Annotated in this window: 27 protein-coding genes and 2 pseudogenes; 22 read left to right on the top strand and 7 right to left on the bottom strand. The window is 73.3% G+C overall.

The features are described 5' to 3' along the window. Window positions 1-50: 50 nt before the first annotated feature. The 10 genes and pseudogenes from BLW86_RS05730 to BLW86_RS05685 all read left to right on the top strand — a co-directional run bounded on the left by BLW86_RS05730 (window position 51) and on the right by BLW86_RS05685 (window position 6079). Window positions 51-707, top strand: coding sequence for a UdgX family uracil-DNA binding protein (locus tag BLW86_RS05730; protein ID WP_093873005.1), 657 nt, complete (start codon window positions 51-53; stop codon window positions 705-707). A 107-nt stretch (window positions 708-814) separates the two neighbouring features. Beyond that, window positions 815-1000 carry a hypothetical protein gene (locus BLW86_RS05725; protein ID WP_093873004.1) on the top strand — a complete coding sequence of 62 codons (186 nt, stop codon included), beginning with the start codon at window positions 815-817 and terminating at the stop codon, window positions 998-1000. Window positions 1001-1055: 55 nt separating this feature from the next. Beyond that, window positions 1056-1523, top strand: a pseudogene (locus BLW86_RS05720) (SRPBCC family protein); the annotation flags it as partial. A gap of 509 nt (window positions 1524-2032) precedes the next feature. Beyond that, the gene (locus tag BLW86_RS05715) at window positions 2033-2998 is read left to right on the top strand and encodes an LLM class F420-dependent oxidoreductase (RefSeq protein WP_093873003.1); all 966 of its coding nucleotides are present in this window, start codon (window positions 2033-2035) and stop codon (window positions 2996-2998) included. 10 nt (window positions 2999-3008) lie between these two features. Further along, window positions 3009-3707 (top strand): HAD family hydrolase, encoded by a 699-nt coding sequence (locus BLW86_RS05710; RefSeq protein ID WP_093873002.1) that lies wholly within the window; start codon window positions 3009-3011, stop codon window positions 3705-3707. A gap of 13 nt (window positions 3708-3720) precedes the next feature. Beyond that, window positions 3721-3957, top strand: coding sequence for a DUF6480 family protein (locus BLW86_RS05705; protein WP_093878511.1), 237 nt, complete (start codon window positions 3721-3723; stop codon window positions 3955-3957). 62 nt (window positions 3958-4019) lie between these two features. Then, the gene (locus tag BLW86_RS40790) at window positions 4020-4376 is read left to right on the top strand and encodes a hypothetical protein (RefSeq protein ID WP_107466054.1); all 357 of its coding nucleotides are present in this window, start codon (window positions 4020-4022) and stop codon (window positions 4374-4376) included. Beyond that, entirely contained in the window at window positions 4369-4611 is a 243-nt protein-coding gene (locus BLW86_RS05695; RefSeq protein ID WP_143060228.1) for a hypothetical protein, read from the top strand. The genes BLW86_RS40790 and BLW86_RS05695 overlap by 8 nt, the downstream gene beginning before the upstream one ends. A gap of 107 nt (window positions 4612-4718) precedes the next feature. Next, complete coding sequence (locus tag BLW86_RS05690) at window positions 4719-4907, top strand: hypothetical protein (RefSeq protein ID WP_093873000.1); 189 nt, start codon at window positions 4719-4721, stop codon at window positions 4905-4907. Beyond that, on the top strand, window positions 4904-6079 hold the full coding sequence (locus tag BLW86_RS05685; RefSeq protein WP_256341231.1) for a baeRF2 domain-containing protein: 1176 nt from the start codon (window positions 4904-4906) through the stop codon (window positions 6077-6079). The genes BLW86_RS05690 and BLW86_RS05685 overlap by 4 nt, the downstream gene beginning before the upstream one ends. A gap of 310 nt (window positions 6080-6389) precedes the next feature. Here BLW86_RS05685 and BLW86_RS43975 read toward each other — a convergent pair. Continuing rightward, window positions 6390-6494: pseudogene (locus BLW86_RS43975) on the bottom strand (DNA topoisomerase IB); the annotation flags it as partial. Between the two features lie 161 nt (window positions 6495-6655). Next, window positions 6656-7090, bottom strand: a complete 435-nt coding sequence (locus tag BLW86_RS43970) for a hypothetical protein (protein WP_371129665.1) — start codon at window positions 7088-7090, stop codon at window positions 6656-6658. A 207-nt stretch (window positions 7091-7297) separates the two neighbouring features. Here BLW86_RS43970 and BLW86_RS05675 point away from each other — a divergent pair, with 207 nt between their 5' ends. From BLW86_RS05675 to BLW86_RS05650, 6 genes are all read left to right on the top strand, one after another. After that, window positions 7298-8695: an FAD-dependent oxidoreductase gene (locus BLW86_RS05675; protein ID WP_093872999.1), complete on the top strand. Its 1398-nt coding sequence runs from the start codon at window positions 7298-7300 to the stop codon at window positions 8693-8695. Window positions 8696-8836: 141 nt separating this feature from the next. Continuing rightward, window positions 8837-10081: a cytochrome P450 gene (locus tag BLW86_RS05670; RefSeq protein ID WP_093872998.1), complete on the top strand. Its 1245-nt coding sequence runs from the start codon at window positions 8837-8839 to the stop codon at window positions 10079-10081. 62 nt (window positions 10082-10143) lie between these two features. Further along, entirely contained in the window at window positions 10144-10395 is a 252-nt protein-coding gene (locus tag BLW86_RS05665) for a hypothetical protein (RefSeq protein ID WP_093872997.1), read from the top strand. Further along, a complete protein-coding gene (locus tag BLW86_RS05660) occupies window positions 10392-11153 on the top strand; it encodes a metallophosphoesterase family protein (protein WP_093872996.1) in 762 nt (253 codons plus the stop codon). Before BLW86_RS05665 ends, BLW86_RS05660 begins: the two co-directional genes overlap by 4 nt. A gap of 135 nt (window positions 11154-11288) precedes the next feature. After that, a complete protein-coding gene (locus tag BLW86_RS05655) occupies window positions 11289-12083 on the top strand; it encodes a polysaccharide deacetylase family protein (protein WP_093872995.1) in 795 nt (264 codons plus the stop codon). A gap of 92 nt (window positions 12084-12175) precedes the next feature. Continuing rightward, a complete protein-coding gene (locus tag BLW86_RS05650; protein WP_093872994.1) occupies window positions 12176-12478 on the top strand; it encodes a hypothetical protein in 303 nt (100 codons plus the stop codon). A 79-nt stretch (window positions 12479-12557) separates the two neighbouring features. Here BLW86_RS05650 and BLW86_RS05645 read toward each other — a convergent pair whose 3' ends face one another. Continuing rightward, window positions 12558-13049: a carboxymuconolactone decarboxylase family protein gene (locus BLW86_RS05645; RefSeq protein ID WP_093872993.1), complete on the bottom strand. Its 492-nt coding sequence runs from the start codon at window positions 13047-13049 to the stop codon at window positions 12558-12560. Window positions 13050-13164: 115 nt separating this feature from the next. Here BLW86_RS05645 and BLW86_RS05640 point away from each other — a divergent pair, with 115 nt between their 5' ends. The 5 genes from BLW86_RS05640 to BLW86_RS05620 all read left to right on the top strand — a co-directional run bounded on the left by BLW86_RS05640 (window position 13165) and on the right by BLW86_RS05620 (window position 18543). Then, window positions 13165-14088 (top strand): pirin family protein, encoded by a 924-nt coding sequence (locus tag BLW86_RS05640; RefSeq protein ID WP_093872992.1) that lies wholly within the window; start codon window positions 13165-13167, stop codon window positions 14086-14088. Window positions 14089-14133: 45 nt separating this feature from the next. Further along, a complete protein-coding gene (locus BLW86_RS42975) occupies window positions 14134-14475 on the top strand; it encodes a GNAT family N-acetyltransferase (RefSeq protein ID WP_093872991.1) in 342 nt (113 codons plus the stop codon). A gap of 373 nt (window positions 14476-14848) precedes the next feature. Beyond that, window positions 14849-16261, top strand: coding sequence for a family 2B encapsulin nanocompartment shell protein (locus BLW86_RS05630; protein ID WP_093872990.1), 1413 nt, complete (start codon window positions 14849-14851; stop codon window positions 16259-16261). A 96-nt stretch (window positions 16262-16357) separates the two neighbouring features. Then, window positions 16358-17644, top strand: coding sequence for a family 2 encapsulin nanocompartment cargo protein terpene cyclase (locus tag BLW86_RS05625; RefSeq protein ID WP_093872989.1), 1287 nt, complete (start codon window positions 16358-16360; stop codon window positions 17642-17644). A 14-nt stretch (window positions 17645-17658) separates the two neighbouring features. Further along, on the top strand, window positions 17659-18543 hold the full coding sequence (locus tag BLW86_RS05620) for a geranyl diphosphate 2-C-methyltransferase (RefSeq protein WP_093872988.1): 885 nt from the start codon (window positions 17659-17661) through the stop codon (window positions 18541-18543). Between the two features lie 59 nt (window positions 18544-18602). Here BLW86_RS05620 and BLW86_RS05615 read toward each other — a convergent pair whose 3' ends face one another. Further along, window positions 18603-20090: an MFS transporter gene (locus tag BLW86_RS05615; RefSeq protein WP_093872987.1), complete on the bottom strand. Its 1488-nt coding sequence runs from the start codon at window positions 20088-20090 to the stop codon at window positions 18603-18605. A 156-nt stretch (window positions 20091-20246) separates the two neighbouring features. Here BLW86_RS05615 and BLW86_RS05610 point away from each other — a divergent pair, with 156 nt between their 5' ends. Continuing rightward, on the top strand, window positions 20247-20684 hold the full coding sequence (locus BLW86_RS05610) for a MarR family winged helix-turn-helix transcriptional regulator (protein WP_093872986.1): 438 nt from the start codon (window positions 20247-20249) through the stop codon (window positions 20682-20684). A gap of 74 nt (window positions 20685-20758) precedes the next feature. Here the strand turns inward: BLW86_RS05610 and meaB are convergent, their stop codons facing one another. The 3 genes from meaB to BLW86_RS05595 are packed head-to-tail and all read right to left on the bottom strand — an operon-like array spanning window position 20759 to window position 25724. Further along, window positions 20759-21742 carry a methylmalonyl Co-A mutase-associated GTPase MeaB gene (gene meaB, locus BLW86_RS05605; RefSeq protein ID WP_093872985.1) on the bottom strand — a complete coding sequence of 328 codons (984 nt, stop codon included), beginning with the start codon at window positions 21740-21742 and terminating at the stop codon, window positions 20759-20761. After that, on the bottom strand, window positions 21739-23913 hold the full coding sequence (gene scpA / locus BLW86_RS05600; protein ID WP_093872984.1) for a methylmalonyl-CoA mutase: 2175 nt from the start codon (window positions 23911-23913) through the stop codon (window positions 21739-21741). Before scpA ends, meaB begins: the two co-directional genes overlap by 4 nt. Next, a complete protein-coding gene (locus BLW86_RS05595; RefSeq protein ID WP_093872983.1) occupies window positions 23913-25724 on the bottom strand; it encodes a methylmalonyl-CoA mutase family protein in 1812 nt (603 codons plus the stop codon). The genes scpA and BLW86_RS05595 overlap by 1 nt, the downstream gene beginning before the upstream one ends. Window positions 25725-25736 lie beyond the last annotated feature (12 nt).

Below are 25736 nucleotides of genomic sequence, written 5' to 3'. Positions count from 1 at the left end.
GCGGTACGTGCCGGCACCGGCCGGACGGGACCGCTCCCGGGAGGTGCGCGATGGCCGGTACCGGTGACCGGGGGACCGCCCCCGAGGAGTACGACGCCACGCCCTATCTGCCGAGCCGCGGCGGACTCCCGGCGCACCGCGAGGCGGCGGCGGAGTGCCGGGGCTGCCCCCTCCACCGCGACGCGACCGGGACGGTCTTCGGCCGGGGCGCCCCGGACGCGCGGCTGATGCTGGTCGGCGAGCAGCCCGGCGACCAGGAGGACCGCGAGGGCCTCCCCTTCGTGGGACCCGCCGGACGGCTGCTCCACCGCGCCCTGGCGGAGGCGGGCATCGACGAGGAGGACCTGTACGTCACCAACGCGGTCAAGCACTTCAAGTTCGTCCGCGACGAGGCCCGGGGCCGCCGCATCCACAAGACGCCCAGCGTGCGCGAGACCCTCGCCTGCCGGCCCTGGCTCATGGCCGAACTCCGGCTCGTCTCGCCCGAGCTGGTCGTGGTCCTGGGGGCCACCGCGGGACGGGCCCTGCTCGGGTCCTCCTTCCGGGTCGGCACCGACCGGGGCGTGCCGAGACCGCTGCCCGACGCCGCGGACGGCACCCGGGTCCTCGCGACCGTGCACCCCTCGGCCGTACTGCGCGCGCGGGACCGGCAGGAGATGTACGCGGGGCTCGTCGCCGACCTCCGTACCGCCGCGGACGCCCTCTGAGCGCACGTCGCCGGGCCGAGAAGTCGGTTGTCGGGGTCCGGCTGATTCGGCTCCGCGGGAGCGGGCAGTCGCGGGGCGAGGGGGTACGACCGGAAGGAGGCGGACCCATGCGAGGGAACGCCGAGGGCAGAGCGACGGCACAAGGCCGAGGGCTCAGCGACGAGGAGTTCCGCTCGCTGATGAAAGAGGCACACGCCGAGGCGCGGCGCCGCTTTCTGGGCCGGCCGCCCCCGGCGGAGCCCGACTTCGCCCTCCGTACCCAGCACGCCGAGTTCGGGGCCGCCGCCCACTGACGGCGGTCCTGGTGCCCGGCCCTCGATGCCGTGACGACGTGAAGGAGGCCGCAGCATGAGCAAGGTCGAACAGACGATCGACGTGGACGTTCCGCTGCGGAACGTGTACGACCAGTGGACGCAGTTCGAGGAGTTCCCGCGCTTCATGGAGGGCGTCGAGGACGTCCGGCAGATCGACGACCGGCACTGTCACTGGCAGACCAAGATCGCCGGGGTCCGGCGGGAGTTCGACACCGAGATCGTCGACCAGCTCCCGGACCAGCGCATCGCCTGGCGCACCATGGGAGGCGACGTCCGGCAGATGGGCGTCGTCAGCTTCCAGCCGCTGGACGAGGCGCACACCCGGGTACGGCTCGCGATGGACGTGGAGCCCGAGGGCATGGCGGAGAAGGCCGCCGACGTGATGGGAGTGCTCGACCGCCGGGTCAAGGGCGACCTCAAGCGGTTCAAGGGCTTCATCGAGGAACACGGGGACGCGACCGGCGCCTGGCGCGGCCGGATCCGCCCCGAGGACGCCGGCACCGGGCCGGCCGCGGGCACCGGATCCATGGGGACCGAGGGGACCATGGGGTCCGACCGGCCCATGGGAACGGATCCGTCCATGGGTACGGGCCGGTCCACGGGCACCGACCCGTCCATGGGGACGGACCGATCCATGGGTACCGACCCGTCCATGGGGACCGACCCGTTGATGGAAGACCGATCCATGAGGGATCGGTCCATGGGCACGACCCCGTCCAGGGGGACCGACCCCTTGATGGAAGACCGGTCCATGGGAGACCGGTCCATGGGGACCGACCCCTCCAGGGGGTCCACCCGGAAGGGCCCCGACGCGATGAAGGAGCCGCCCGGGCCGGTGGAGACGCCCGGACGGACACGCCCGGCCCGGGAGACGGAGTCCTGGTCGCTGCCGCCGGACGACGAGCCGGACACGCGCTGACGACCCCCTCCCGCCCCGCGGCGGAAAAGGCCGGCTCCCCGGAGCCGGCCCTTTCCCGTTTCGGACCCCCTGGTCGCGGCAAGTCGCCGGACATGATGCGTATCGGGTACACGATGATGACCGAGCAGGCAGGCCCCCGTGAGCTGGTCGGGCACGTGGTCGAGGCGGAACGGGCCGGATTCGGGTTCTCCGTGATCTCGGACCACTCCTTCCCCTGGCTGCCCGCGCAGGGACACGCCCCCTACGCGTGGAGCGTGCTGGGCGCGGCGGCGCAGGCGACCTCCGACATCCCGCTCATGACCCTGGTGACCTGCCCGACCTTCCGCTATCACCCCGCGGTGATCGCGCAGAAGGCCGCCACCCTGCAACTCCTGTCCGAGGGTCGCTTCCGGCTGGGCCTCGGCTCGGGCGAGAACCTCAACGAACACGTCGTCGGCAGGGGTTGGCCCTCGGCGCGCGTACGCCTCGACATGCTGGACGAGGCGGTGGAGATCATCCGCGCCCTGTTCACCGGCGAGTACGTGACCCGTCACGGCCGCCACTTCCAGGTCGACGACGCCAAGCTCTGGGACGTCCCGCCCACGCCCCCGCCCATCGGCATCGCCGTCTCCGGGCCGCGGTCCTGCGAGCTCGCCGGACGCCACGCCGACCTGGTGGTCGCCACGGAGCCGAAACGCGAACTCCTCGACGCCTTCGACGCCCAGGGCGGGGCGGGGAAGCCCCGCCTCGGGCAGCTGCCCGTCTCCTACGACCCCGACCGCGACGCGGCCATCGCCCGCGCCCACGAGCAGTTCCGCTGGATGCTGGGAGGCTGGCGCCTCAACGCCGAACTCCCCCTGCCGGCGGGCTTCGCACAGGCCTCCCAGCACGTCCGCCCGGAGGACGTGGCGAAGAACATCCCCTGCGGGGACGACGTGGACGCCGTCGTGGAGGCGGCCCGCGCCTACGCCGAGGCCGGGTTCACCGACCTCGCCCTCGTCCAGATCGGCGGCGACCGGCAACTGCCCTTCCTCCGCTGGGCGGAGTCGACGCTGCTCCCCGCCCTCCGCGACCTGTAGGGGGCCCGACATGGACCGCGCCGCGCTCTTCGACGTCGACGGAACCCTCGTGGACACCAACCACCTGCACGTCGTGGCCTGGTGGGAGGCGTTCCGGCAGGGTGGCCACCAGGTGCCGACGCACGCCGTGCACCGCGCGATCGGCCTGCCCGGCGAGCAGCTCATCGACCACCTGCTCGGCGACTCCCGCGACCCGTCGGACGACGACCGGCTCAGCACCGCCCACGACACCCTCTACGCCACCTCCTTCGAGCGGCTCCAGGCCTTCGACAGGGCCGGCGACCTGCTCCGCACCCTCGCCGGCGACGGATGGAAGGTCGTCCTCGTGACCTCGGCCAAGGACCGGGAACTGAGCGCCCTGCGCCGCGCCGTCGACGCCGACGAGGCCCTTGCCGCCACCGCCACCGCCGACGACGTCGAGGAGGGCAAACCCGCCCCCGACCCGCTCGAACACGCCCTCTCGCTCGTCGGCGTCCCCGCCGACCGGGCCGTCTTCGTCGGCGACAGCGTCTGGGACATGGAGGCCGCCCGCCGCGCCGGCATGGTGAGCGCCGGCCTGCTGTGCGGCGGCATACCCCGCGCCGACCTCACCGAGGCGGGCGCCGCCGCCGTGTACGCCGACCCGGCCGACCTCCTCGCCCACCTCGACACCAGCCCCTTCACGACCGTCCCGGCCGACGGCGACCCCTCGGGCACCGGCGAGCCGTAGGGAGATGAACACCATGACCGGACCGAGCAACCCGGACCCGGACCCCCGCCGCACCCCGGGCGTCGAGCCCGGCGGGGGAGTCCCCGCGGGCGAGACGCCGCCGGCCGAGTCAGGCACGGGGACGGGCACCGGTCCCCACCGGCCGCCCCGGCGCGGCTGGGCGGCGGGCCCGCTCCTCATCGTGTGGGTGCTGGTCATCGCGTGCGCCCTGTTCTTCCTCGTGTACGCGATCGTCCTCGCGGCCCGCTGAGCCCCCACCCGACCACCCGACACGACCCACCCGACACGACTCACCCGAAAGGAACCCCCTTCATGGCCCGTAACGAGCCCGACCCGCAGGCGGCCCGCGGCGACGACGTCTACCAGCCCACCCACTCCGACGCGGGCAACCGCCCCAGCGGTGAACTCGACCCGGAGAACGCGCTCGCCACGGACCCGGTCGACGACCCGGCCGCCCCCGGCTACTCCCCTCCGGAACACCCCGGAGGCGTCGACCGGCACGGCACCACCCAGCGGGAGCAGCAGGAGGGCGAGCCGCTCGACGAACGGCTGGCCCAGGAGGTGCCCGAGGGACGACAGCCCGCCGCCGACGGCGCCGTACCCGCGGAGGAGGCCGCCGTCCACGTGGAGACCGGGGCGGAGAGGACCGAGGAGGAAGTCGATGAATGAGCGTACGAACGAGCCCGTGGACGCGCGCCTGAGCGAGGAGGAGCTGAGGGAGCATCCCGCCGACGACCCGGTGCACCCGCCGTCGGAGCGGCCCGGCGGGGGCCGTTCCCGCCACGAGCGGGGACGGCAGGACAGGGACGACGTGCAGAGGCAGGGGCGGACCACCCCCTCCCAGACGAAGGGCGCCCCCTCCCAGACGAAGGACGAGCGCCTTCCGGACGACGACGGGACGTGATCACCCGGGCCGCCCGTCGGTCCGTACCGCGCCGTTTGCCCGTCGAGGCGAGGGGCAGCCGCCGCAGAGGAGCCCGTACGACCCGCCCTCCCCCTGGAGAGGCCCTCATGAACACCCCCGACCGCGGCAGCAGCAAGTCCGGCCCCCGCCTCGACGACGCGCGCAAGAAGGAGGTCGAGGGCCGGGTCAGGTCCGGCCGCCCCACCCGCGCGGAGGAGCGGCACGACCCCGAGCCGCCCGTCGACGAGCCCGCACAGGGCCGGGAACGAGCAGCGACAGCTGACCGCCTCCCGTGACCGCTTCCCACCTTCTGGGGGACACCATGGACCTCGACTTCCTCAAACCACTCCTGGAACGCCCCGGCCCCTGGGCCTCCGTCTACGTCGAGACGAGCCGGGCCACCGAGGACGCGGCGCAGATCCAGAAGCTGCGCGACCGCGCCGTCGCCCGCCGGCTCGTCGACGAGGGTGCGCATCCCGCCACCGTCGGCGCGGTCGCCGAACGGCTCCGCACCGAGCCGGCCTCCGGATCGCCTCCCGGGCGCGCCCTCTTCGCCACGGCCGGGGAGATCGTGCTCGACCTCCCCCTGACGACGGCACCGCCCGGCGTCGAGACGATGTGGTCGAGCCTCCCGCACATCGCCCCGCTCCTCCACCTGCGGAGCGACGAACCGGCCTGCCAGGTGGCCCTCATCGACCGCACCGGCGCCGACCTCGAACTGCGCGGCCCCCTCGGCATGGAGGACATGGGCCGCACCGAGGGGAAGACGTGGCAGGGCCGCGGCCACCGCAGCCTCCCCGCCGACCGGTACGAATGGCACTACCACAACAAGGTCGAGAACGCCTGGGAGGAGACGGCCGACCTCATCGCCACCGAGCTCGTACGGCGCTGCCCGCAGCACGGCACCCTGCTGGTCCTGGCCGGGGACGCCCGCGAGCGCAAGGCGGTACGGGACCGGCTCCCCCCGCAGCTGCGGAGCAACGCCGTCGAGGTGGAACACGGCAGCCGGGCGCCCGGCGCCTCCACCGAGATCCTCGACCGCGAGATCGAGGACGTGCGTTCACGGTACGCACGGGAACGGATCCGCAGCACCCTCGATGACTTCCGCAGAGCGCGAGGACGTCCCGGTGAGCACCGCGCGGGGTCCGTGGACGGCGCTCCCGGTCCGGCCGCCGAAGGCGTTCCGGCGGTGCTGGAGGCCGTCCGCGAACACCGGGTCGCCACCCTGCTGCTCGGGCTCGACGCCGCCGACGCGGGCCGCATGATCTGGGTCGGCCCCGGCCCGTACGACATCGCCCTGGGCCGTACCGAGGCCAAGAACTGGGGGATCGGCCGACCGAAGGAGGCACGCGCCGACGACGCGCTGCTGCGCGCCTGCGTCGCCGCGGACTCCGAGGTCCTCGTGGTCCCCGAGGAGGCGCCGGGCCCGGCCGGCGGCCTCGGCGCGGTCCTGCGCTGGAGCACCTGACCCGCCCCGACGGAACAGACGGCGCCGCCCCCGACGGCAGAGCGGGCGGCGCCGCCCCACACGCCCCGGCGAGCTCCGCCCCGGCGAACGAAGCTTCCTCAGCCGACCAGGCGCAGGACCGCCCGTTCCACCGCGCCCCGCGTGACCGGGTGTCCGAAGCCGCCGTCCTCCCCAGCCGCCCCAGGACCGGGGCGATGGTGACGCCCTCCTCGAAGCGTTCGACGACGATCGGGTCGATGGAGGAGGCACGGCAGACCGCCGGCGTGTCGCCGAGACAGCCGCCGACCTCCCGGACCGCCCGTCGCGCCGCCTTCTCCCGCGCCGCGCGCGAGCCGTCCGCCATCAGTGCCGAGACGGCGAGCGCGACGGCGGCGAGGACCGCGGCGTGCCAGGTCCGGAAGTCCTTGGCGGTGATGTCGCTCCCGGAGTGCTCCCGCAGATACGCGTCGAGGTCCTCCGCGTGGACCTCGTGCCGGGCCCGCCCTCCCCGTACCCGAAGAGCCGGTCGCCCCCGCCCCCGCGCCGCAGCAGCGCGCGCACGACCTCGTACGCGGGCTCGTCCACGAGGGCCCGGGTCTACAGGCGGCCCGACTTCGCCGGACAGCCGAGGCAGACCTTCCCGCGTGCGCAGTGCGCGTGCTCGCGGAGCAGGGTGGTGAGTCCGTACGAGGAGTCGTCGTTGGCACCGCTCGCCGCCGAGCCGGAAGAAGCCGAGGTCGAGGAGGCGCACCGCGCAGGCCGGCACTCGCTCCCGGCACAGACCGCGCCGCTCCGGATCGCGTGTGACGGCCCGGCGCAGTGGGGGGAGGCCGTGGGCGACCCGGCGCACGTGCGCGTGCTTCGCCTCCTCCTGTCGGCGCCGGAAATCCTGGTGGCACAGGTACTGCCGGGGCCCGCCGCGTCCGTGCCGACGGCCTGGACGTGCCTGTTGGGCCAGGGGCGGATCCAGACGTCCCGCCAGGCCGGAGGGATGACGAGCGCGACGACCCCGGCCCGGTCCTCCGGGGCCAGGGGCGCGCCGTCGGCGTCCAGGTGGCGGAAACCCGGCCGTGGCGGACCCGCCGCCGGCCCGGCCGGTCCGGATCGCTCGCCCTGAGCCGCCTCCCTCCACTGCGCCGCCCCACGGCCCCGCCTGTCTCTCCCGGGAGCCGGCCGGCAGGCCGACTGCGGGCGTCGGCCCCGGGTAGTCGCCCCATGGGGCGGCGGAGAGGAGCCACCATGTCCGCGAGCTCGTACTGGATGGAGTCGGCGCCGCCCGCCGCCGCCCGACCGCCCCTGGAGGGCGACCTCGCCGCCGATGCGGTCGTGGTGGGGGCCGGGGTCGCCGGACTGTGCACCGCCCGCGAGCTGGCCCGCGCCGGGCGCGAGGTCGTCGTCCTCGAAGCGGGCCGGATCGCGGCCGGGGTCACCGGACACACCACCGGCAAGCTGACCTCCCTGCACGGGCTGTGCTACGAGCGCCTGCGCGCGGGCCGGGGAGAGGTGGCGGCCGAGGCGTACGCCGAGGCCCAGGAGGACGCCCTGCGGCAGGTGCTGCGCTTCTGCGGGGAGCGGGGCGTCGACGCGGAGGTCGAGCGCCGGCCGGCGTACACGTACACCCTCGACGAGGCGCGCGCCGTGAGGATCCGGGCGGAGGCGGCGGCCGCCTCCGCGGCGGGCCTGCGGGCCACGGCGGTGACCGGCACGGACCTGCCGTACCCGGTCGCGGCGGCCGTCCGGGTCGAGGACCAGGTGCAGTTCCACCCCCGCCGCTTCCTGCTGGCCCTGGCGGAAGACCTGGTCGCGCTCGGCGGCCGTCTCCACGAGGGCACCCGGGTCACCGGCCTGCGGGAGGGCGCCGACTGCCGCCTCGCCCTGGAGGGCGGCGGCACGGTCCACGCCCGGGACGTCGTCCTCGCCACCCACTTCCCGCTGCGCTGCCACACCACCCTCCTCATACGGCTCTCCGTCCGCCGCGAGCTGGTCGTCGCGGCCCCCGTGGAGGAACGCCACGCGCCGTACGGCATGTATCTGACCCACGAACAGGGCACCCGGTCGGTGCGGACCGCCCCGCTCGGCGAGGGGCGGCGGTTGCTGATCGTCGCGGGCGAACCGTTCGTCCCCGGGACCGGGGGCGTGAACGGCCGGTACGAGCGCCTGGAGGCCTGGGCGCGCGCCCGGCTGCCGGGCTTCGCCGAGGCGGCGACGGTCCGCCGGTGGGCGGCCCAGGACGTCCACACCACCGACGGACTGCCGTGCGTCGGTCACGAGCACCCCGACACCCAGCACGTGTACGTCGCCACCGGCTTCGGCGGCTGGGGCCTCAGCAACGGCGTCGCCGCGGGCCGTCTCCTCGGCGCGCACCTGACGGGCGGCCCGCGCCCGCCCTGGACGGAGCTCTTCGACCCGCGCCGCCGGCTGCCCGCCCGCGAACTCCCCGGGGTCGCCCGCCGGCAGGCCACCGTGGCCCGCCACTTCGCCGGCGGCCTGCGGACCGGCCGACGCTGCACGCACATGGGCTGCGAGCTCGGCTTCGACGAGGCCGAGCAGACCTGGGAGTGCCCCTGCCACGGTTCGCGCTTCGCCTCCGACGGCACCCTCCTCCAGGGCCCGGCCACCCGCTCCCTGGGGGGCTGAGTCTCCTCGCGTACGCGCGCGTGCGGGTGGCCTGCCCGGAACGAGGAGTTCACCGACCCCGAGGTCCGCGTGCGCACGCGCGTGCCGCCACTCGGCCGTACGCGCGCGTGCCCCCGCCCCGGCGGGGGTACCGGACGGGGCATGATCCGACTGATCGAGGACCTGACGGCGGACCGCACCGCCGCCCTGCTGCTCCAGGGGTACGCCTGGCTGCCCGACGCGCGCCGCCGGGCGGGGAACGGGGAGGTCCTCAGGACCCGGCTGCTCGGCCGGACCGCCGTCGCCCTGCACGGCCCCGGGGCGGTGCGCTTCTTCTACGACGAGGACCACGTGCGCCGCGCCGGAGCCCTGCCGGGGCCGGTGCTCGACACGCTCTTCGGCCGGGGCGCCGTCCACACCCTGGACGGTGCCGACCACCGCGCCCGCAAGGCGCTCTTCGTCGCCCGGCTGACCGATCCGGCGGCCGTCGCCTCCCTCGTCGAGCACGCCGAGGCCGCCTGGCGGGCGGCGTTCGCCGCCCCCGCCCGACGCGAGGTCGTGCTCTTCGACGAGGCGGCGCTGGTGCTCGCGCGGGCCGTCCGCGACTGGGCCGGGCTGCCGTACGACGACACCCGGATCCGCGGCCTGGCGCGGGACTGCGTCGCCATGGTCGACGGCTTCGCCACCCCCGGCCCGCGCCATCTGCGGGCCCGCCGCGCCCGCTCCCGCCAGGAGGAGGTCCTCGCGGACGCGGTCGGGAAGGCGCGGGCGACGGCGGTGTCCGCCGAGGACACCCCGTTCGGCGCGGTCGTGCGGCACCGCGGGACCGGCGGGGCTCCGCTCGACCTCCACACCGCCGCCGTGGAGCTCCTGAACATCGCCCGCCCGGCGATCGCCATCGCCTGGTTCGTGGCGTTCGCCGGACACGCGCTGCACCGGTGGCCCGGGACCCGGGAACGCCTGCGCGAGGACGGCTCCGGCGCCTACGCGACGGCCTTCGCCCACGAGGTCCGCCGCTTCTACCCCTTCGTGCCGTTCGTCGGCGGCCTCGGCGCCCGCGACCTGGAGTGGCGGGGCGAGCGGATCCCCGAGGGCGCCCTGGTGCTGCTCGACGTGTACGGCCAGAACCACGACCCGGCCCTCTGGCCGGACCCGTACCGCTTCGCCCCCGAGCGCTTCCTCTCCCGGCCCCCGGACCCGGACGCCCTGATCCCGCAGGGCGGCGGCGACGCCCGTACCGGCCATCGCTGCCCCGGCGAGGACATCACCGTCGCCGTCCTCGCGGCCCTGTCGGGCGCCCTGGCCCGGCAGGAGTGGACGGTGCCCCCGCAGGACCTGCGGATCCCCCTGCGGCGGATCCCCACCGCGCCGCGCAGCGGCTTCCGGATCGCTCCCCGGCCGGTCTGACCGGAAGGTTTGCGCGGCCGTGCTCCGGGCACCGCACCTCGCAGACGGGACGGAGGACAGCGATGAACGCCGGCGAGAGCGAGTACCGGATCGCCCGGTTCAGGGAGCGCCTCGCGCGCGAGGACGTGGCCGAACTCGGCGTCCGCGTCGAGGTGCGCGGCGCGAGCATCCTCCTGACCGGCACCCTCCCCACGGCCGACCGCCGCGACGAGATCCTCCGCCTCGCCGGCACCGAGCTGGCCGGCATCCCCGTCCACGCGGACCTCCTGGTCGCCTGCGCCGACCCTCCCGACCGTCCCGAGGAACTGTCGTGACCCCCGGCGGCGAGCGGAACGGAGCCGTCGTCCGGGTGGCCGCCGTGGGCGACATCCACCTGAGCCCGGACTGCCAGGGACTGCTGCGCCCCTCCTTCGAGACCCTGCCGATCTGCGCGGACGTGCTCCTCCTCGCCGGCGACCTCACCCGGCACGGCACCGTCCCGGAGGCGGAGGTGGTCGCGGAGGAGGTGCGCGACCTCGGCGTCCCCGTGGTCGCGGTGCTCGGCAACCACGACTATCACTCGGAGCGGGAGGCCGACGTCACCCGCGTCCTCACCGAGGCCGGGGTCACGGTCCTGGAGGGGGACCGGGTGGTCCTGCCCGTGGCGGGCCGCAAGGTGGGCGTCGCCGGGGCGAAGGGCTTCTGCGGGGGCTTCGCGGGCCGCAGCGCCGGGGAGTTCGGCGAGCGGGAGATGAAGGACTTCGTCCGCAGCGCCCGTCGAAGCGCCGAGGGCCTGTACCGGGCGCTGGCCGACATGTCGGCCGACGGCTGCGCGGCCAGGATCGCCCTCACCCACTTCGCGCCCGTCCCCGACACGCTCGCCGGCGAGCCGATCGAGATCTATCCCTTCCTGGGCAGCTACCTCCTCGCCGAGGCCATCGACGAGGCCGGGGCCGACCTCGCGGTGCACGGCCACGCCCATCTCGGCACCGAACACGGCATGACGGCCGGCGGGGTACGCGTGCGCAACGTGGCCCAGCCCGTCATCGGCCGGGCGTTCGCGCTCTACCACCTTCCGCTCGCCGCGAGCTGAGCGGAGGTCAGTGCCCCCGCGCGGTCCGGCCGTCCGCGCGTTCCGCCAGTTGGTCTGGATTCGGTGAAACCTTACGGCTCCTCGTACCGTCCTCTCACCAGGGAGATGATCGGAACACGGGGAGTGGGGGAATCCATGGGGCAGGGCAAGTACACCGCGCACATAGCCGTGGTGGCTTCGGCGGTGGGGCTGAGCCTGGCGGTGTGGGGCGCCGCGGCGCTGATGGACAACGAGGCCGCCGCGAAGATGGGGGGTGCCCCGGCCTCGCAGGGGCCCGCCGGGAAGCCCGGGCAGCCGGCCCAGGTGCGGCCGCAGAAGGTGCCCGAGAGCATCGCGCACGCGGCCGAGGCGGGGGGCTCGGCGGTGAACATCACCATCGACGACGGACCCGACCCGCGCTGGACGCCGCAGATGCTGGACATCCTCAAGGAGAACGGCGTCAAGGCCGTGTTCTGCATGGTCGGCCCGATGGCCGAGGCGCACCCCGACATCGTCAAGAGGGTGGTGGCGGAGGGCCACCGGCTCTGCGACCACACCGTGTCCCACGACACGACGATGGACAAGAAGTCCGTCGCGTACCAGAAGCAGCAGATCTTCGACGCGAAGAAGATGATCGAGGACGCGGCCGGGGGAGCGAAGGTCGAGTACTACCGGGCTCCGGGCGGGGCGTTCACCCCGGACAGCAGGCGGCTCGCCGCCGCCGCGGGGATGCGGCCGCTCGGCTGGAACGTGGACACGAAGGACTTCGAGCAGCCGGGCACGGCCTCGATCGTCAACACCGTCAAGAACGAGCTGTCGAACGGGCCGACGATCCTCTTCCACGACGGCGGCGGCGACCGCGGTCAGACCGTCGCGGCCCTGCGGCAGGTGCTGCCGTGGCTCAAGGAGAACGGACACACCTTCAGCTTCCCCGTCCGCACGACCCCTTGAGTCCCGGCGCGGAGGGACCCCCGTTCGGACGGTGAGAACGGCGAGAGCGGGGGCGGGCCGTGACCCGTGGCGGGCCGGCCCGTTGTGAGGGTGTGACCTCAACACGACGCATCTCCTCGCTCCTCGCCGTCGCCGCCGCCTTCTCGTGCCTCGGCGCCTTCGCGGCGTCCGCCGCGACCGCCGCCGACGCCACCGGACCGCTGGGCCCCAAGATCAACCCGATCAGCGAGCTCGACGCGCTCGCCACGACCGGCATCCCCGAGGAGTCCCGCGGGCGGTTCCCGGGCATCGCCGGCCAGCTGAACGGCCTCGACCGGCTGAACGAGCTGGGGCAGCTGCACCAGCTCACCGACCAGGCGGCGCCGGTGGCCGGGCTGCTGCCCGTCTCCGCCTGACCGACCGACACGACCGAAAGAACCCTCCGAAGGTCCGGTGCCCCGACGGCACCGGACCTTCGTCGTCCTCGCCCCCGGATCAGAGCTTGGCGGGGGTCTCCCGTACGGGGTGCTTGCTCAGGATCGAGACCCGGTTGAAGGCGTTGATCGTGATCGCGACCCAGATCACCGCCGAGATCTCCTCGTCGCTCAGCGACCGGCGGGCGCCGTCGTAGGCGCGCTCCTGGGCGGGGGAGTCGGCGGGGGCGGTGGTGGCCTCCGCGAGGTCCAGGGCGGCGCGCTCCCGGTCCGTGAAGAGCTCGGTGTCGCGCCAGGCGGCGAGCACGCCCAGACGGCGGGTGGTCTCGCCCGCGCGCAGGGCGGCCCTGGTGTGCACGTCGAGGCAGTACGCGCAGCCGTTGAGCTGGGACACGCGGAGGTTGACCAGCTCCACCAGGATGCGGTCGAGCCCCGCCTCGGCGGCCGTCGCGCGCACGGCGTCCGCCGTCTGGACCAGCGCGTGGTAGGCCTTGGGACTCTGCTTGTCGACGTAGATCCGCCTGTCCGCCGGGGCTCCTGCCGTGTCGCTCACCGTGCGCTCCTTCCGGGCCGTGCCGGCCGCTTCCTCGAACAGTGCGTGTCACCGTCGCAGGGGCTATCATCGTCCATGATTGTTGAAAATGGAACTATTCTTCGGAGGGGTCGGCATGAGTATCGCGGAGATCGAGGTCCTGACCGCACGGGACGTCCCGCTGGGCGGACCCCGGGCGATGACCGTGCGGCGCACGCTCCCGCAGCGCGCGCGGACGCTGATCGGCGCCTGGTGCTTCGCCGACCACTACGGCCCCGACGACGTCGCCGAGTCCGGCGGCATGGACGTCGCCCCGCACCCGCACATCGGACTGCAGACCGTGAGCTGGCTGTTCAGCGGCGAGATCGAGCACCGCGACAGCCTCGGCAGCCACGCGTACGTACGGCCCGGCGAGCTGAACCTCATGACCGGCGGGCACGGCATCAGCCACACCGAGGTCTCCACCCCCCGCACCACCGTCCTGCACGGCGTCCAGCTGTGGGTGGCTCTCCCCGAGGAACACCGGAACACCGCCCGGGACTTCCAGCACCACGCCCCCGGGACGGTCCGCGTCGACGGCGCGGACATCAGGGTGTTCCTCGGGACGCTCGCCGGCTCGACCTCCCCGGTGCGGACCTTCACCCCGCTGCTCGGCGCCGAACTCCTCGTCGACCCGGGCGCGACCGTCACCCTCCCCGTCGATCCCGGCTTCGAGCACGGCCTGCTCGTCGACACCGGGGAGGTCCGCCTTGCCGGAACGCTTCTGCGCCCGGCCGAACTGGGATACGCCCCCACCGGGGCCGGAACGCTCATCCTGACGAACGAGTCGGACACCCCCGCCCGCGCGGTCCTCCTCGGCGGAACGCCGTTCGAGGAGGAGATCGTGATGTGGTGGAACTTCATCGGCCGCAGCCACGAGGACATCGTCGAGGCCCGCGAGGAGTGGGAGAAGGCCTCCGACCGCTTCGGCGAGGTCGACGGCTACCCCGGCGACCGCCTCCCCGCCCCCGCCCTGCCCAACGCCCGGATCGCCCCGCGCAAGAACCCCGGGCGCCGCTGACCCGCGACTTCTCCCCTCACCGATCCACCCACGAAAGGCACTCCCATGACCGAGCAGGCCACCACCCCCGTCGTCCGGCGCGTGGACCCCCGGCACCGGTACGAGATCCTCGTCGACGGCGAGCGCGCGGGTCTGACGGCCTACCGCGACCGCGACGACCGGCGGGTCTTCTTCCACACCGAGGTCGACGAGGCCTACGCGGGCCAGGGCCTGGCCTCGATCCTCGTCGAGCAGGCCCTCACCGACGTCCGCGCCTCCGGGAAGCGCATCGTCCCCGTCTGCCCCTACGTGGCGAAGTTCCTGAAGAAGCACGACGAGTTCGCGGACATCACCGACCCGGTGACGCCCGAGGTCCTCCAGTGGCTGGACGGACAGCTGAAGCGCTGACCCCCCGTCAACACGACGCACGCGAAGGCGAACGCTTCCCCCGTACGGACCAGTCGCGCGCGCCCGGGCCCGCAGGCCCCCCGCCCCGGGGGGCCCAACGGGTGACCGAACCGGCGGAACCGTTGCGCGCCGCTGGCCGACTCTCCGTCGGTTGGCCGGAACCCGGCTGATCGCCGGGATAAACATCGTTTCGAGCAAGATCACCACAAGGGGGTAATGCTCTCGGACTCTCTGAGCGAGGCGGGCTCGGCGGCCGTTACTGTTCCCCGAGATCTGGACGGATTCCCGGATCTTCGCCCCCCTTTATCTTCTTTCACCGGTTCTCGGCGCTTTCGCGCGCCGAAAACCGCCCTCGCGAAGGAGAGCTCGCCCGATGACCGTTGACGACCGCCCGGACGTACAGCCGGCGCCGCCCCGGCAGTCCAGTCTGAGCACCGCGGCCGCCCGCAACCTCGCCACCACCACCAAGTCCGCCCCGCAGATGCAGGAGATCAGCTCCCGCTGGCTGCTGCGGATGCTCCCCTGGGTGGAGACCAAGGGCGGCGCCTACCGGGTGAACCGCCGGCTGAGCTACACCGTCGGCGACGGACGCATCGAATTCGTCCAGGACGGCTCCCGCGTCCGCGTCATCCCCCGCGAACTCGGCGAACTCGCCCTGCTGCGCGGCTTCGAGGACGTCGACGTGCTCAACGCGCTCGCCGACCGGTGCGTCCAGCGCGACTTCAACGCCGGCGAGGTGCTCGTCCAGCGCGGCGCGCCCGCCGAGCAGATCCACCTCATCGCCCACGGCCGCATCAACCAGACCTCCGTCGGCAAGTACGGCGACGAGGTCGCCGTCGCCACGCTCGCCGACGGCGACCGGTTCGGTGAGAACGCCCTGCTCGACGGCGACGCCGGCTGGGACTACACCGCGACCGCCGAGACCTCCGGCACCCTGCTCACCCTCTCCCGCGCCGACTTCGCGAACATCCTCGCCTCGGCGCCGAGCCTCCAGGCCCACATCCACGAGTTCAGCTCGCTGCCCGACCAGCGGCAGAACAAGTACGGCGAGGCCGAGATCGCGATGTCGGCTGGCCACAAGGGCGAGGCCGAGATCCCCGGCGCCTTCGTCGACTACGAGCTCAAGCCGCGCGAGTACGAACTCTCCGTCGCCCAGACCGTCCTCAAGGTCCACACCCGGGTCGCCGACCTCTACAACGGCCCGATGAACCAGACGGAGGAGCAGCTCAGGCTCACCATCGAGGCGCTCCGCGAGCGCCAGGAGCACGAGCTCATCAACAACCCGGAGTTCGGCCTGCTCCCCAACGCCGACTTCAAGCAGCGGATCCAGCCGCACTCCGGCCCGCCCACCCCGGACGACCTCGACGAGCTGCTCTGCCGCCGCCGCAGCACCAAGCTCTTCCTCGCCCACCCGCGGACGATCGCGGCGATCGGGCGCGAGTGGAACCGCGCCGGGCTCTACCCGGACACCATCGAGCTCCAGGGACACCGGGTCCCGGCCTGGCGCGGAGTGCCGATCCTGCCCTGCAACAAGATCCCCATCAGCAAGGAGAACACCAGCTCGATCCTCGCCATGCGTCTCGGCGAGGACAACCAGGGCGTCATCGGCCTGCGCCAGACCGGTCTGCCCGAGGAGTACGAGCCGGGCCTGTCGGTGCGGTTCATGGGCATCAGCGAGCAGGCGATCATGTCGTACCTCGTCACGACGTACTACTCCGCCGCCGTCCTGGTCCCGAACGCGCTCGGCGTCCTGGAGAACGTGCAGATCGCGCGCCGGCGCGACTAGTCCCCTCCCCGCAGGCCACCACCACCCGGACCCTCCGGGCCGGGCCGGCGTGCCCGGAATCCGGGACGGCCCACCCCTCTTCCCAAGGAGTCACGGATGCCCGATCCCGGGCTTTCCCCTCTGCAGTCCAGCCTGCCCGGCGCCGCGGCCCACTTCGGGACCCACGTCCTCGCCGCCGCCGCGGCCCGTGCCGAGGCCGAGGCCCTCGGCCTCGCCCACCCGCAGGCCGCCCCCACCCACGTCCCCACCACGGCGCCCTCGGCCGAACCGGCCGCCGCCCGGCCCGACGTGGCGCGGGTCCTGGGCGGTCCCACCGGCCTGGGCACGGCGAGCCTGTCCCTGGTCCCGCGCGAGGAGCTCCCTCACGCGGCATCCCCGGCGCCCCCAGCCGCGGCGCCGGCGGACGCCCTGATCATCCCGGGCCTCTACTGGCACCCGGTGCCCGAGCCGGACCCGGTGCGCGTGGAGGAGGTCAGCCTCCGCATCAAGTCCTGGGCGCTCGACGAGATCCAGCTCTACCCCGAGGACTGGGAGGGCGACTTCGACGGGTTCCACGTCGGGCGCTACATGGTGGCCTGCCACCCGGACGCCCCGACCATCGAGCACCTCATGGTCGCCGCCCGGCTGATGGTCGCCGAGAACGCCGTCGACGACTGCTACTGCGAGGACCTCGGCGGCTCGCCCATCGGCCTGGGGGGACGCCTCCTCCTCGCGCACACCGCCCTGGACCCGCTGCACTCGACGGCGGAGTACCAGCCGGTGTGGGCCGAGTCCCTCCACGCGGACGCGCCCCGGCGCTCCTACCGCTCCGCCATGGAGTACTTCGTCCGACTGGCGACGCCCTCCCAGGCCGACCGGTTCCGGCACGACATGGCCCGGCTGCACATGGGCTATCTCGCCGAGGCCGCGTGGGACGAGACGAACCACGTGCCGGAGGTGTGGGAGTACCTGGCGATGCGGCAGTTCAACAACTTCCGCCCCTGCCCCACCATCACCGACACCGTCGGCGGCTACGAACTCCCCGCCGACCTGCACGCCCAGCCGGCCATGCAACGGGTCCTGGCCCTCGCCGGCAACGCCAGCACCATCGTCAACGACCTGTACTCGTACACCAAGGAACTCGCCAGCCCCGGACGGCACATGAACCTGCCCGTGGTGCTGGCCGACCGGGAGTCCCTCTCGGAGAAGGACGCGTACCTGAAGGCGGTGGAGGTCCACAACGACCTCATGCGCGACTTCGAGGCCGCGTCCGCCGAACTGGCCGCCGCCTGCCCCGTCCCGAGCGTGCTCCGCTTCCTGAAGGGGGTGGCCGTGTGGGTGGACGGCAACCACTACTGGCACCAGACCAATACGTACCGCTACAGCCTGCCCGATTTCTGGTAAGAACGGATTCATCTGTGACCAACACCGAGCTCCCCACCGTCAACGGCACCTCCGCGTTCGTCCCCGGCCCGGCGACGCCGTACCAGGGAGACATCGCCCGTTACTGGAACACCGAGGCGAGGCCCGTGAACCTGCGCCTCGGTGATGTCGACGGGCTGTACCACCACCACTACGGCATCGGCGCCGTCGACCACGCCGCCCTCGGGGACGTCGAGGACAGCGAGTACGAGAAGAAGCTGATCACCGAGCTGCACCGCCTGGAGTCGGCGCAGGCCGAGCTCCTCCTGGACCACCTGGGCCCCATCGGCCGCGAGGACACCCTCGTCGACGCGGGCTGCGGCCGCGGCGGTTCGAGCGTCATGGCCCACCAGCGCTTCGGCTGCAAGGTCGAGGGCGTCACCCTCTCCTCCACGCAGGCCGAGTTCGGCAACCAGCGGGCCAAGGAGCTGGGCATCGAGGACCACGTCCACGCCCAGGTCTGCAACATGCTCGACACCCCCTTCGAGAAGGGCAGCATCGCCGCCTCGTGGAACAACGAGTCGAGCATGTACGTCGACCTGGACGACCTGTTCGCCGAGCACTCCCGGTTCCTCAAGGTCGGCGGCCGCTACGTGACCATCACCGGCTGCTGGAACCCGAAGTACGGCCAGCCCTCGAAGTGGGTCTCCCAGATCAACGCGCACTTCGAGTGCAACATCCACTCCCGCCGTGAGTACCTGCGCGCGATGGCCGACAACCGGCTCGTCCCGCAGGCCGTCATCGACCTCACGCCGGACACCCTCCCCTACTGGGAGCTGCGGGCCACGTCCTCGCTGGTCACCGGCATCGAGGAGGCGTTCATCGAGTCGTACAAGGACGGCTCCTTCCAGTACGTCCTGATCGCCGCCGACCGCGTCTGACCCGACGTCGGTACGAGAAGGGGGGACGGGCCCGTCGTCCGACGGGCCCGTCCCCCTCGTCATGCCGCGGCTGCCTTCTCCTTCTCGGCGGCCGGGGCGCTCACCCGCTCGGTACGGGGCGCCTGACCGGCCCGCAGGCCGAGGCGGGCGATGACGGCGACGAGCGCGAAGGCGACGGCGCCGATCCCGAAGGTGAGGGTGAAGCCGGACTCGGCGGGCAGGGCCGGGACGCCGGCGGGCAGGTGCTCGATCGTCTTCGACGCCAGGATCGTGGTGACCACGGCGCTGCCGATCGCGCTGCCGGTGGAGCGGGAGATGGAGTTGATGCCGTTGGCGATGCCGCTCTGGTGGTGCGGGACGCTCGCCATGATGACGGCGGGCATGGCCGCGTAGCCGAAGCTGACGGCCGCGCCGACGATCACGCCGGCGCCGATCACCGAGGCGGTGTGGCCGTGGTCGAGGGCGAGCCAGCCGAAGCCCACGGCGCCGAGGACGGCGGCCAGGGTGAGCGCGGTGCGCGGGCCGCGGTGGCGGACGAGCCGGCCGCCGATCGGCGAGGCGAGCAGGGAGACGATCGCGCCGGGCAGCAGGAACTCGACGGAGGCCCGCAGGATGGACGCGCCGAAGCCGTAGCCGGTGAGGGCCTCGGGCATCTGGACGAGGTACGAGACGCCCAGGAAGTTCGCGAACATGCCGAAGCCGACGAGGATGCCGGCCAGGTTGGCCATGAGCACCGGCCGGTGCACGAACATCCGCATGTCGACGAGGGGCTCGCGGACCTTGAGCTCGGTGAGGACCCAGACGGCGGTCATGACGGCCGCGCCGGCGAAGCTGCCGAGGGTGCGGCCGGAGGTCCAGCCCCACTCGTGGCCCTGCGAGATCGGCAGCAGGAGCAGCAGCAGGGTGGCGCCGAGGGTGAGCGCGCCGAGGAAGTCGGTGCGGCCGCCGGTCTTGTGGCGGGTGGCGGGGACCAGGAACACGACCGCGAGCAGGGCGATCGCGGCGAAGCCCGTGGCCATCCAGAAGGCGCTGCGGTAGTCGGCGTCGGAGCCGGAGGTGAGCAGGCCGGTGGCGACGAGGGCGAGGCCGCTGCCGAAGGCCAGGGTGCCGCTGACGAGGGACATCGCGCCGGGCAGCTTCTGCGGGCGGACCTCCTCGCGCAGCACGGACAGGGCCAGCGGGAAGATCGCGGTGGCGGCGCCCTGGAGGACGCGGCCGAGGATCAGCAGGGGGAGCGAGGTCGCCAGGGCCGCGACCACGGAGCCGGCGACCATGACGCCGAGGACGGCGACCAGGGTGGGCTTCTTGCCGTGCTGGTCGCCGAAGCGGCCGAGCAGCGGGGTGAAGACGGCGGCGGAGAGCAGCGTGGCGGTGGTCACCCAGCTGACGTTGGCGGCCGAGGTGCCGAGGTCGGCGCGGATGAGGCCGAGGATCGGGACCGGCAGGGTCTGCATCATCGACACGACCATGGCGGCGAGGCTCAGCGCGAAGACGACGAGCGTCTCGCGCCGGGGGTCGGCGGCGGGCGGGGTGGTCTCGTGACTCATGTGTGGGTGGCCTTCTCGGTGCTTCACGTCGTAGATCTTTGATGTCCTCAAGTAATACGACGAAGGTAGGCCCCGATGCTTGAGGAGGTCAAGTAAATGCTTGAGGCTCTTAAGTAAACAATTGATAATGTCAAGGATCGTGAGTACGCTCCCAGCATGAGCGCGACGACCCCCGAGACGCCCACCAAGCTCCAGCTGCTTGAGCTCCTCGCCGCCATCGGCACGGCCCAGTGGCGCGACTTCGCCGCGGCCGCCGCCCACCACGGACTGACCTCCACCCAGGCCAAGGTGCTCGCCCAGCTCAACGGGCCGCTGCCGATGCGCGCCCTCGCCACGCTGCTGGTCTGCGACGCCTCGAACGTCACCGGGATCGTGGACCGCCTGGAAGGGCGCGGTCTCGTGCGCCGCGAGGCCGACGCCTCCGACCGGCGCGTCAAGAACGTCGTGGCGACCGACGAGGGCCGGGACGTCATCCGGCGGGTCCGCGAGGAGATGCAGGCGACCCACGGCGCCCTCGACACGCTCGGCGCGGAGGACAGCGCCACCCTGTACGCCCTGCTCGCGCGGCTGCGCCCGGGCATGGAGCACGCCTGAGCCCGGGAACGGAGAAGGACGCCTGACGGGAGACCCCGTCCAGGCGTCCGTACCCGTCGCGCCGTCCCGGCGCCTCAGCCCCGGCGCTCCCCGAAGGCCTTCAGGATCTCCTCGGCGGCCAGGGTCGCCGTCAGTTCGCCGTCCCTGACCCGCCGCTCGAGCGCGGGCGTGACCTCCTGGACCGCCGGGTCGGTGTGCAGCCGCCGCAGCAGCTCGTCGCGGACCATCGACCAGGCCCAGTCGACCTGCTGGTCCTGGCGCTTGGCCGTGAGACGGCCCGTCGAGTCGAGGAGCAAGCGGTGCTGCCGCAGCCGCTCCCAGACCTCGTCGAGGCCCGCCGACTCCCGCGCGCTGCAGCTGAGGACCGGCGGCGTCCAGACGGCGTCGGCGCCGTGCATCAGCCGCAGCGCGCCCGCCAGCTCACGCGCGGCGGCGCGGGCGTCGCGCTCGTGCGGACCGTCCGCCTTGTTGACGGCGACCACGTCGGCCAGCTCCAGGACGCCCTTCTTGATGCCCTGGAGCTGATCGCCCGTACGGGCCAGGGTGAGCAGCAGGAACGAGTCGACCATGTTCGCCACGGCGGTCTCGGACTGGCCGACGCCCACCGTCTCCACGAGCACCACGTCGTATCCCGCGGCCTCCATCACGACCATCGACTCCCGCGTCGCCTTCGCGACGCCGCCGAGCGTGCCCGCGCTGGGGGAGGGGCGGACGAAGGCCGCCGGGTCGACGGCGAGCCGCTCCATCCGCGTCTTGTCGCCGAGGATGGAGCCGCCCGTACGGGTCGAGGACGGGTCGACGGCGAGCACCGCCACCCGGTGACCGAGCCCGGTCAGCATCGTCCCGAACGCGTCGATGAAGGTCGACTTCCCGACCCCCGGAACCCCGCTGATCCCGATCCGCACGGCCTTGCCGCTGTGCGGCAGGAGCTCCGTGAGGAGCTCCTGCGCCAGCGCACGGTGCTGGGGGCGGGTCGACTCGACGAGGGTGATCGCGCGGGCGATCACCGCCCGCTTCCCGTCGAGCACACCCTTCACATACGTGTCGAGACCGATCACAGGTCGTGCCCGAGGTCGGCCGCCAGCCGGGTCACCAGGTCGTGGGCCGCGTCCGGGATCACCGTCCCCGGCGGGAACACGGCCGCCGCGCCCATCTCCAGGAGCGTCGCCACGTCCTGCGGGGGGATGACACCGCCGACCACGATCATGATGTCCTCGCGGCCCTCCGCCGCCAGCTCCTCCCGCAGCGCCGGCACGAGGGTGAGGTGCCCCGCGGCCAGCGACGAGACCCCGACGATGTGCACGTCCGCCTCCACGGCCTGACGGGCCACCTCGGCCGGGGTCTGGAACAGCGGGCCCACGTCCACGTCGAAGCCCAGGTCGGCGAAGGCGGTGGAGATCACCTTCTGGCCGCGGTCGTGCCCGTCCTGGCCCATCTTGGCGACCAGGATGCGCGGCCGGCGCCCTTCGGCCTCGCCGAAGGCGTCGACCAGGGCCCGGGTGCGCTCCACGGAGGGGGACTCGCCTGTCTCGTTGCGGTACACACCGGAGATCGTACGGATCTGCGCCGCGTGCCGGCCGTACACCTTCTCCAGGGCCTCCGAGATCTCGCCGACGGTGGCCTTCGCGCGGGCCGCGCGCACCGCGAGCTCCAGGAGGTTGCCGTCGCCGCCCGCGGCCCGGGTGAGCGCGTCGAGCGCGTCCCGGCAGGCGGTCTCGTCGCGCTCCTCGCGCAGCCGCCGCAGCTTGGCGATCTGCTGGGCGCGGACGGAGGAGTTGTCCACCTTGAGGACGTCGATCTGCTCGTCGGACGCCACCCGGTACTTGTTGACGCCGATCACCGGCTGCCGTCCGGAGTCGATGCGGGCCTGGGTGCGGGCCGCGGCCTCCTCCACGCGCAGCTTCGGGATGCCCGCGTCGATGGCCTTGGCCATGCCGCCGGCCTGCTCGACCTCCTGGATGTGCTGCCAGGCACGGCGGGCCAGGTCGTACGTCAGCTTCTCGACGTACGCGCTGCCGCCCCACGGGTCGATCGTCCGGCAGGTGCCCGACTCCTGCTGGAGGAGCAGCTGCGTGTTCCGCGCGATGCGCGCCGAGAAGTCGGTGGGCAGCGCGAGCGCCTCGTCGAGGGCGTTGGTGTGCAGCGACTGGGTGTGGCCCTGGGTGGCCGCCATCGCCTCCACGCACGTCCGCGTGACGTTGTTGAACACGTCCTGCGCCGTCAGCGACCAGCCGGAGGTCTGCGAATGGGTCCGCAGGGACAGCGACTTGGCGTTCTGCGGGTCGAACTGCTTCACCAGCTTCGCCCACAGCAGCCGCGCGGCGCGCAGCTTGGCGACCTCCATGAAGAAGTTCATGCCGATCGCCCAGAAGAACGACAGGCGCGGCGCGAACGCGTCCACGTCGAGCCCGGCCTCACGCCCCGCGCGGATGTACTCCACACCGTCCGCCAGCGTGTACGCCAGCTCCAGGTCGGCCGTCGCGCCCGCCTCCTGGATGTGGTACCCGGAGATGGAGATGGAGTTGTAGCGCGGCATCCGCTGCGAGGTGTACGCGAAGATGTCGGAGATGATCCGCATCGACGGCCCGGGCGGGTAGATGTACGTGTTGCGGACCATGAACTCCTTGAGGATGTCGTTCTGGATGGTCCCGGCCAGCTTCTCGGGCGGTACGCCCTGCTCCTCGGCGGCCACGATGTACAGCGCGAGGACCGGCAGCACCGCGCCGTTCATCGTCATCGACACGGACATCTTGTCCAGCGGGATGCCGTCGAACAGCTGCCGCATGTCGTAGATCGAGTCGATGGCCACGCCGGCCATGCCGACGTCACCGGTGACGCGCGGGTGGTCGCTGTCGTAGCCGCGGTGGGTCGGCAGGTCGAAGGCGACCGACAGGCCCTTCTGCCCGGCCGCGAGGTTGCGCCGGTAGAAGGCGTTCGACTCCTCGGCCGTGGAGAAACCGGCGTACTGACGGATCGTCCAGGGCTGGTTGACGTACATCGTCGGGTACGGACCGCGCAGGTACGGGGCGATGCCCGGGAGGGTCTCCAGGAAGTCGAGGCCCTCCAGGTCCTGCCCGGTGTAGAGCGGCTTGACGGCGATGCCCTCCGGGGTCTCCCACAGCAGGTCGTCACCGCCCGCCGCCTTCTTCACGGCCGAGCGCCACTCGTCGGGACCGCCGGCGGCGGCCTGTGCCCCGAGCTCGATCCCGGAGAAATCGGGGATGGACATCAGGACACTCCCATGCGGTCGAGGGCGGTGGAGAGCAGGGCGACGGCGTCGCAGCCGGCGAAGACGTACGTGTCGACACCGGCGTACGACCCGGGGCGCCCGGCGAGGAGGACGTGCTCGGCCCCGGCCGCGCGCAGCTCCCCGGCGGCGGCCTCCGCCCCCTCCTCGTACAGCGCGTCGCTGGAGCACAGGCAGGCCTCGCGGGCGCCGCTCTCCTCGAACGTGCCCTCGGTGACGGCCTCGATGCCGCCCGCCTGGAAGAGGTTCGCGGCGAAGGCGAGCCGGGCCGAGTGCGCGGCCGCCGGGCCGAGCGCCGCCAGGTAGACGCGGGGCCGGGCGCCGGTCGCCGCGAGGTGGGCGTCGGAACGGGCGCGCAGCGCCTCGTACGCCTCGTCGCGCCGCACGCGCGGAAGGCCGCCGGAGAGCGGTTCGGGCGCGGGCGCGCGGTCCACGGGCTTCTCCGCGAGGTGCGGGAACTCGCTGACGCCGGTGATCGGTTCGCGGCGGGTGGCGAGCTTCCTGCTGCGCGCGGTCCAGGTCTCGGCGAGCCGCTCGCCGATCGTGCCGGAGCGCAGCGCGGCGGCCTGGCCGCCCTCCCGCTCGATGGCCTGGAAGAACTCCCAGGCCGCGTGCGCGAGTTCGTCGGTGAGGCGCTCCACGTACCAGGAACCGCCCGCCGGGTCGATCACCCGGGACAGGTGGGACTCCTCGATGAGGACGCTGGAGGTGTTGCGGGCGATCCGGCGGGAGAACGCGTCCGGCAGGCCCAGCGCGTCGTCGAAGGGCAGCACGGTGACGCTGTCGGCACCGCCCACGCCCGCCGCGAGCGTCGCGATGGTCGTGCGCAGCATGTTCACCCACGGGTCGCGGCGCGTCATCATCACCCGCGAGGTCACCGCGTGCTGGCGCTGCGCGCCCGCCTCCGGGGCGCCGCAGGCCTCGGCGACGCGGGCCCACAGACGGCGGGCGGCGCGCAGCTTCGCGATCGTCAGGAACTGGTCGGCGGTGGCCGCGTAGCGGAACTCCAGCTGACCGCACGCCTCCGTGACGTCCAGTCCGGCCTCGGTCAGCCCGCGCAGGTACGCGACGCCGGTCGCGAGCGAGCAGCCCAGCTCCTGCGCGGCCGAACCGCCGGCCTCGTGGTACGGCAGGGCGTCCACGGTCAGGGCCCGCAGCCCCGGGTACCGGTCGGCGCAGCGGCGCGCGAGCCCGGTCACGGACGCGAGGTCGTACGCCGCGCGGCCGGTGCGGGCCTCGTGGCCCAGCGGGTCCGCCCCCAGGTTGCCGCGGGCCGCCTCGGGGGCGACGCCCCGCTCCTCGTACAGCCGCAGCAGCCGCTCGGCGGCCGCCTCCGTCTCGTCGCCCGCGTCGAGGACGACGGGCGCGAGGTCCAGGTAGACGCCCTCGAGGGCGCCGTCGAGGGAGGACACCGGGATGCCGGTGCCGCCGACACCGAGCCAGAGGGAGGTGACGCCGTTCTCCAGGTCGGCGAGGACGGCTTCGCCGTCGGCCGTGACGTGGAGCTGGCGCACGTCCCAGCCGTCGGTCGTGTTGCCCTCGGCGCGCCCGCCGCGCACGAAGGGTGCGAAGCCGGGCAGGCCGGGGTCGGGCGCGGAGTCACGCGCGGTGTACAGCGGGCGGGTGCCGAGGCCGTCCTCCAGCAGAGTGGACAGGGCGTCCTCGGCGGCGGCGCCGGAGACCTCCTTGCCCGACTTGCGCAGGACACCCGCCACGAGGTGTTGCCACTGCTCATGTGGCGCGTCTGGGAATTCGGACGCCAGGGAGAGCCCGTCGTCAGGCAGGACCGTCATGGCTCGGATGCT

The organism is Streptomyces sp. TLI_105 (assembly GCF_900105415.1).
Classification (GTDB): Bacteria; Actinomycetota; Actinomycetes; order Streptomycetales; family Streptomycetaceae; genus Streptomyces.
The sequence above is the reverse complement of the archived record's forward strand: the minus strand, read 5'-3'. Positions and strand labels throughout refer to the sequence as shown.

Bases quoted from the DNA above. Each gene is read 5' to 3' on its own strand.
- BLW86_RS05670 (WP_093872998.1), top strand. From the start codon at position 8,837: ATGATCCGACTGATCGAGGACCTGACGGCGGACCGCACCGCCGCCCTG.
- BLW86_RS42975 (WP_093872991.1), top strand. From the start codon at position 14,134: ATGACCGAGCAGGCCACCACCCCCGTCGTCCGGCGCGTGGACCCCCGG.
- BLW86_RS05595 (WP_093872983.1), bottom strand. From the start codon at position 25,724: ATGACGGTCCTGCCTGACGACGGGCTCTCCCTGGCGTCCGAATTCCCA.
- BLW86_RS05625 (WP_093872989.1), top strand. From the start codon at position 16,358: ATGCCCGATCCCGGGCTTTCCCCTCTGCAGTCCAGCCTGCCCGGCGCC.
- BLW86_RS05715 (WP_093873003.1), top strand. From the start codon at position 2,033: ATGATGCGTATCGGGTACACGATGATGACCGAGCAGGCAGGCCCCCGT.
- BLW86_RS40790 (WP_107466054.1), top strand. From the start codon at position 4,020: ATGGCCCGTAACGAGCCCGACCCGCAGGCGGCCCGCGGCGACGACGTC.
- BLW86_RS05710 (WP_093873002.1), top strand. From the start codon at position 3,009: ATGGACCGCGCCGCGCTCTTCGACGTCGACGGAACCCTCGTGGACACC.
- BLW86_RS05665 (WP_093872997.1), top strand. From the start codon at position 10,144: ATGAACGCCGGCGAGAGCGAGTACCGGATCGCCCGGTTCAGGGAGCGC.
- BLW86_RS05610 (WP_093872986.1), top strand. From the start codon at position 20,247: ATGAGCGCGACGACCCCCGAGACGCCCACCAAGCTCCAGCTGCTTGAG.
- BLW86_RS05695 (WP_143060228.1), top strand. From the start codon at position 4,369: ATGAATGAGCGTACGAACGAGCCCGTGGACGCGCGCCTGAGCGAGGAG.
- BLW86_RS05690 (WP_093873000.1), top strand. From the start codon at position 4,719: ATGAACACCCCCGACCGCGGCAGCAGCAAGTCCGGCCCCCGCCTCGAC.
- BLW86_RS05705 (WP_093878511.1), top strand. From the start codon at position 3,721: ATGACCGGACCGAGCAACCCGGACCCGGACCCCCGCCGCACCCCGGGC.
- BLW86_RS05675 (WP_093872999.1), top strand. From the start codon at position 7,298: ATGTCCGCGAGCTCGTACTGGATGGAGTCGGCGCCGCCCGCCGCCGCC.
- BLW86_RS05615 (WP_093872987.1), bottom strand. From the start codon at position 20,090: ATGAGTCACGAGACCACCCCGCCCGCCGCCGACCCCCGGCGCGAGACG.
- BLW86_RS05730 (WP_093873005.1), top strand. From the start codon at position 51: ATGGCCGGTACCGGTGACCGGGGGACCGCCCCCGAGGAGTACGACGCC.
- scpA (WP_093872984.1), bottom strand. From the start codon at position 23,913: ATGTCCATCCCCGATTTCTCCGGGATCGAGCTCGGGGCACAGGCCGCC.
- BLW86_RS05725 (WP_093873004.1), top strand. From the start codon at position 815: ATGCGAGGGAACGCCGAGGGCAGAGCGACGGCACAAGGCCGAGGGCTC.
- BLW86_RS05630 (WP_093872990.1), top strand. From the start codon at position 14,849: ATGACCGTTGACGACCGCCCGGACGTACAGCCGGCGCCGCCCCGGCAG.
- BLW86_RS05655 (WP_093872995.1), top strand. From the start codon at position 11,289: ATGGGGCAGGGCAAGTACACCGCGCACATAGCCGTGGTGGCTTCGGCG.
- BLW86_RS05640 (WP_093872992.1), top strand. From the start codon at position 13,165: ATGAGTATCGCGGAGATCGAGGTCCTGACCGCACGGGACGTCCCGCTG.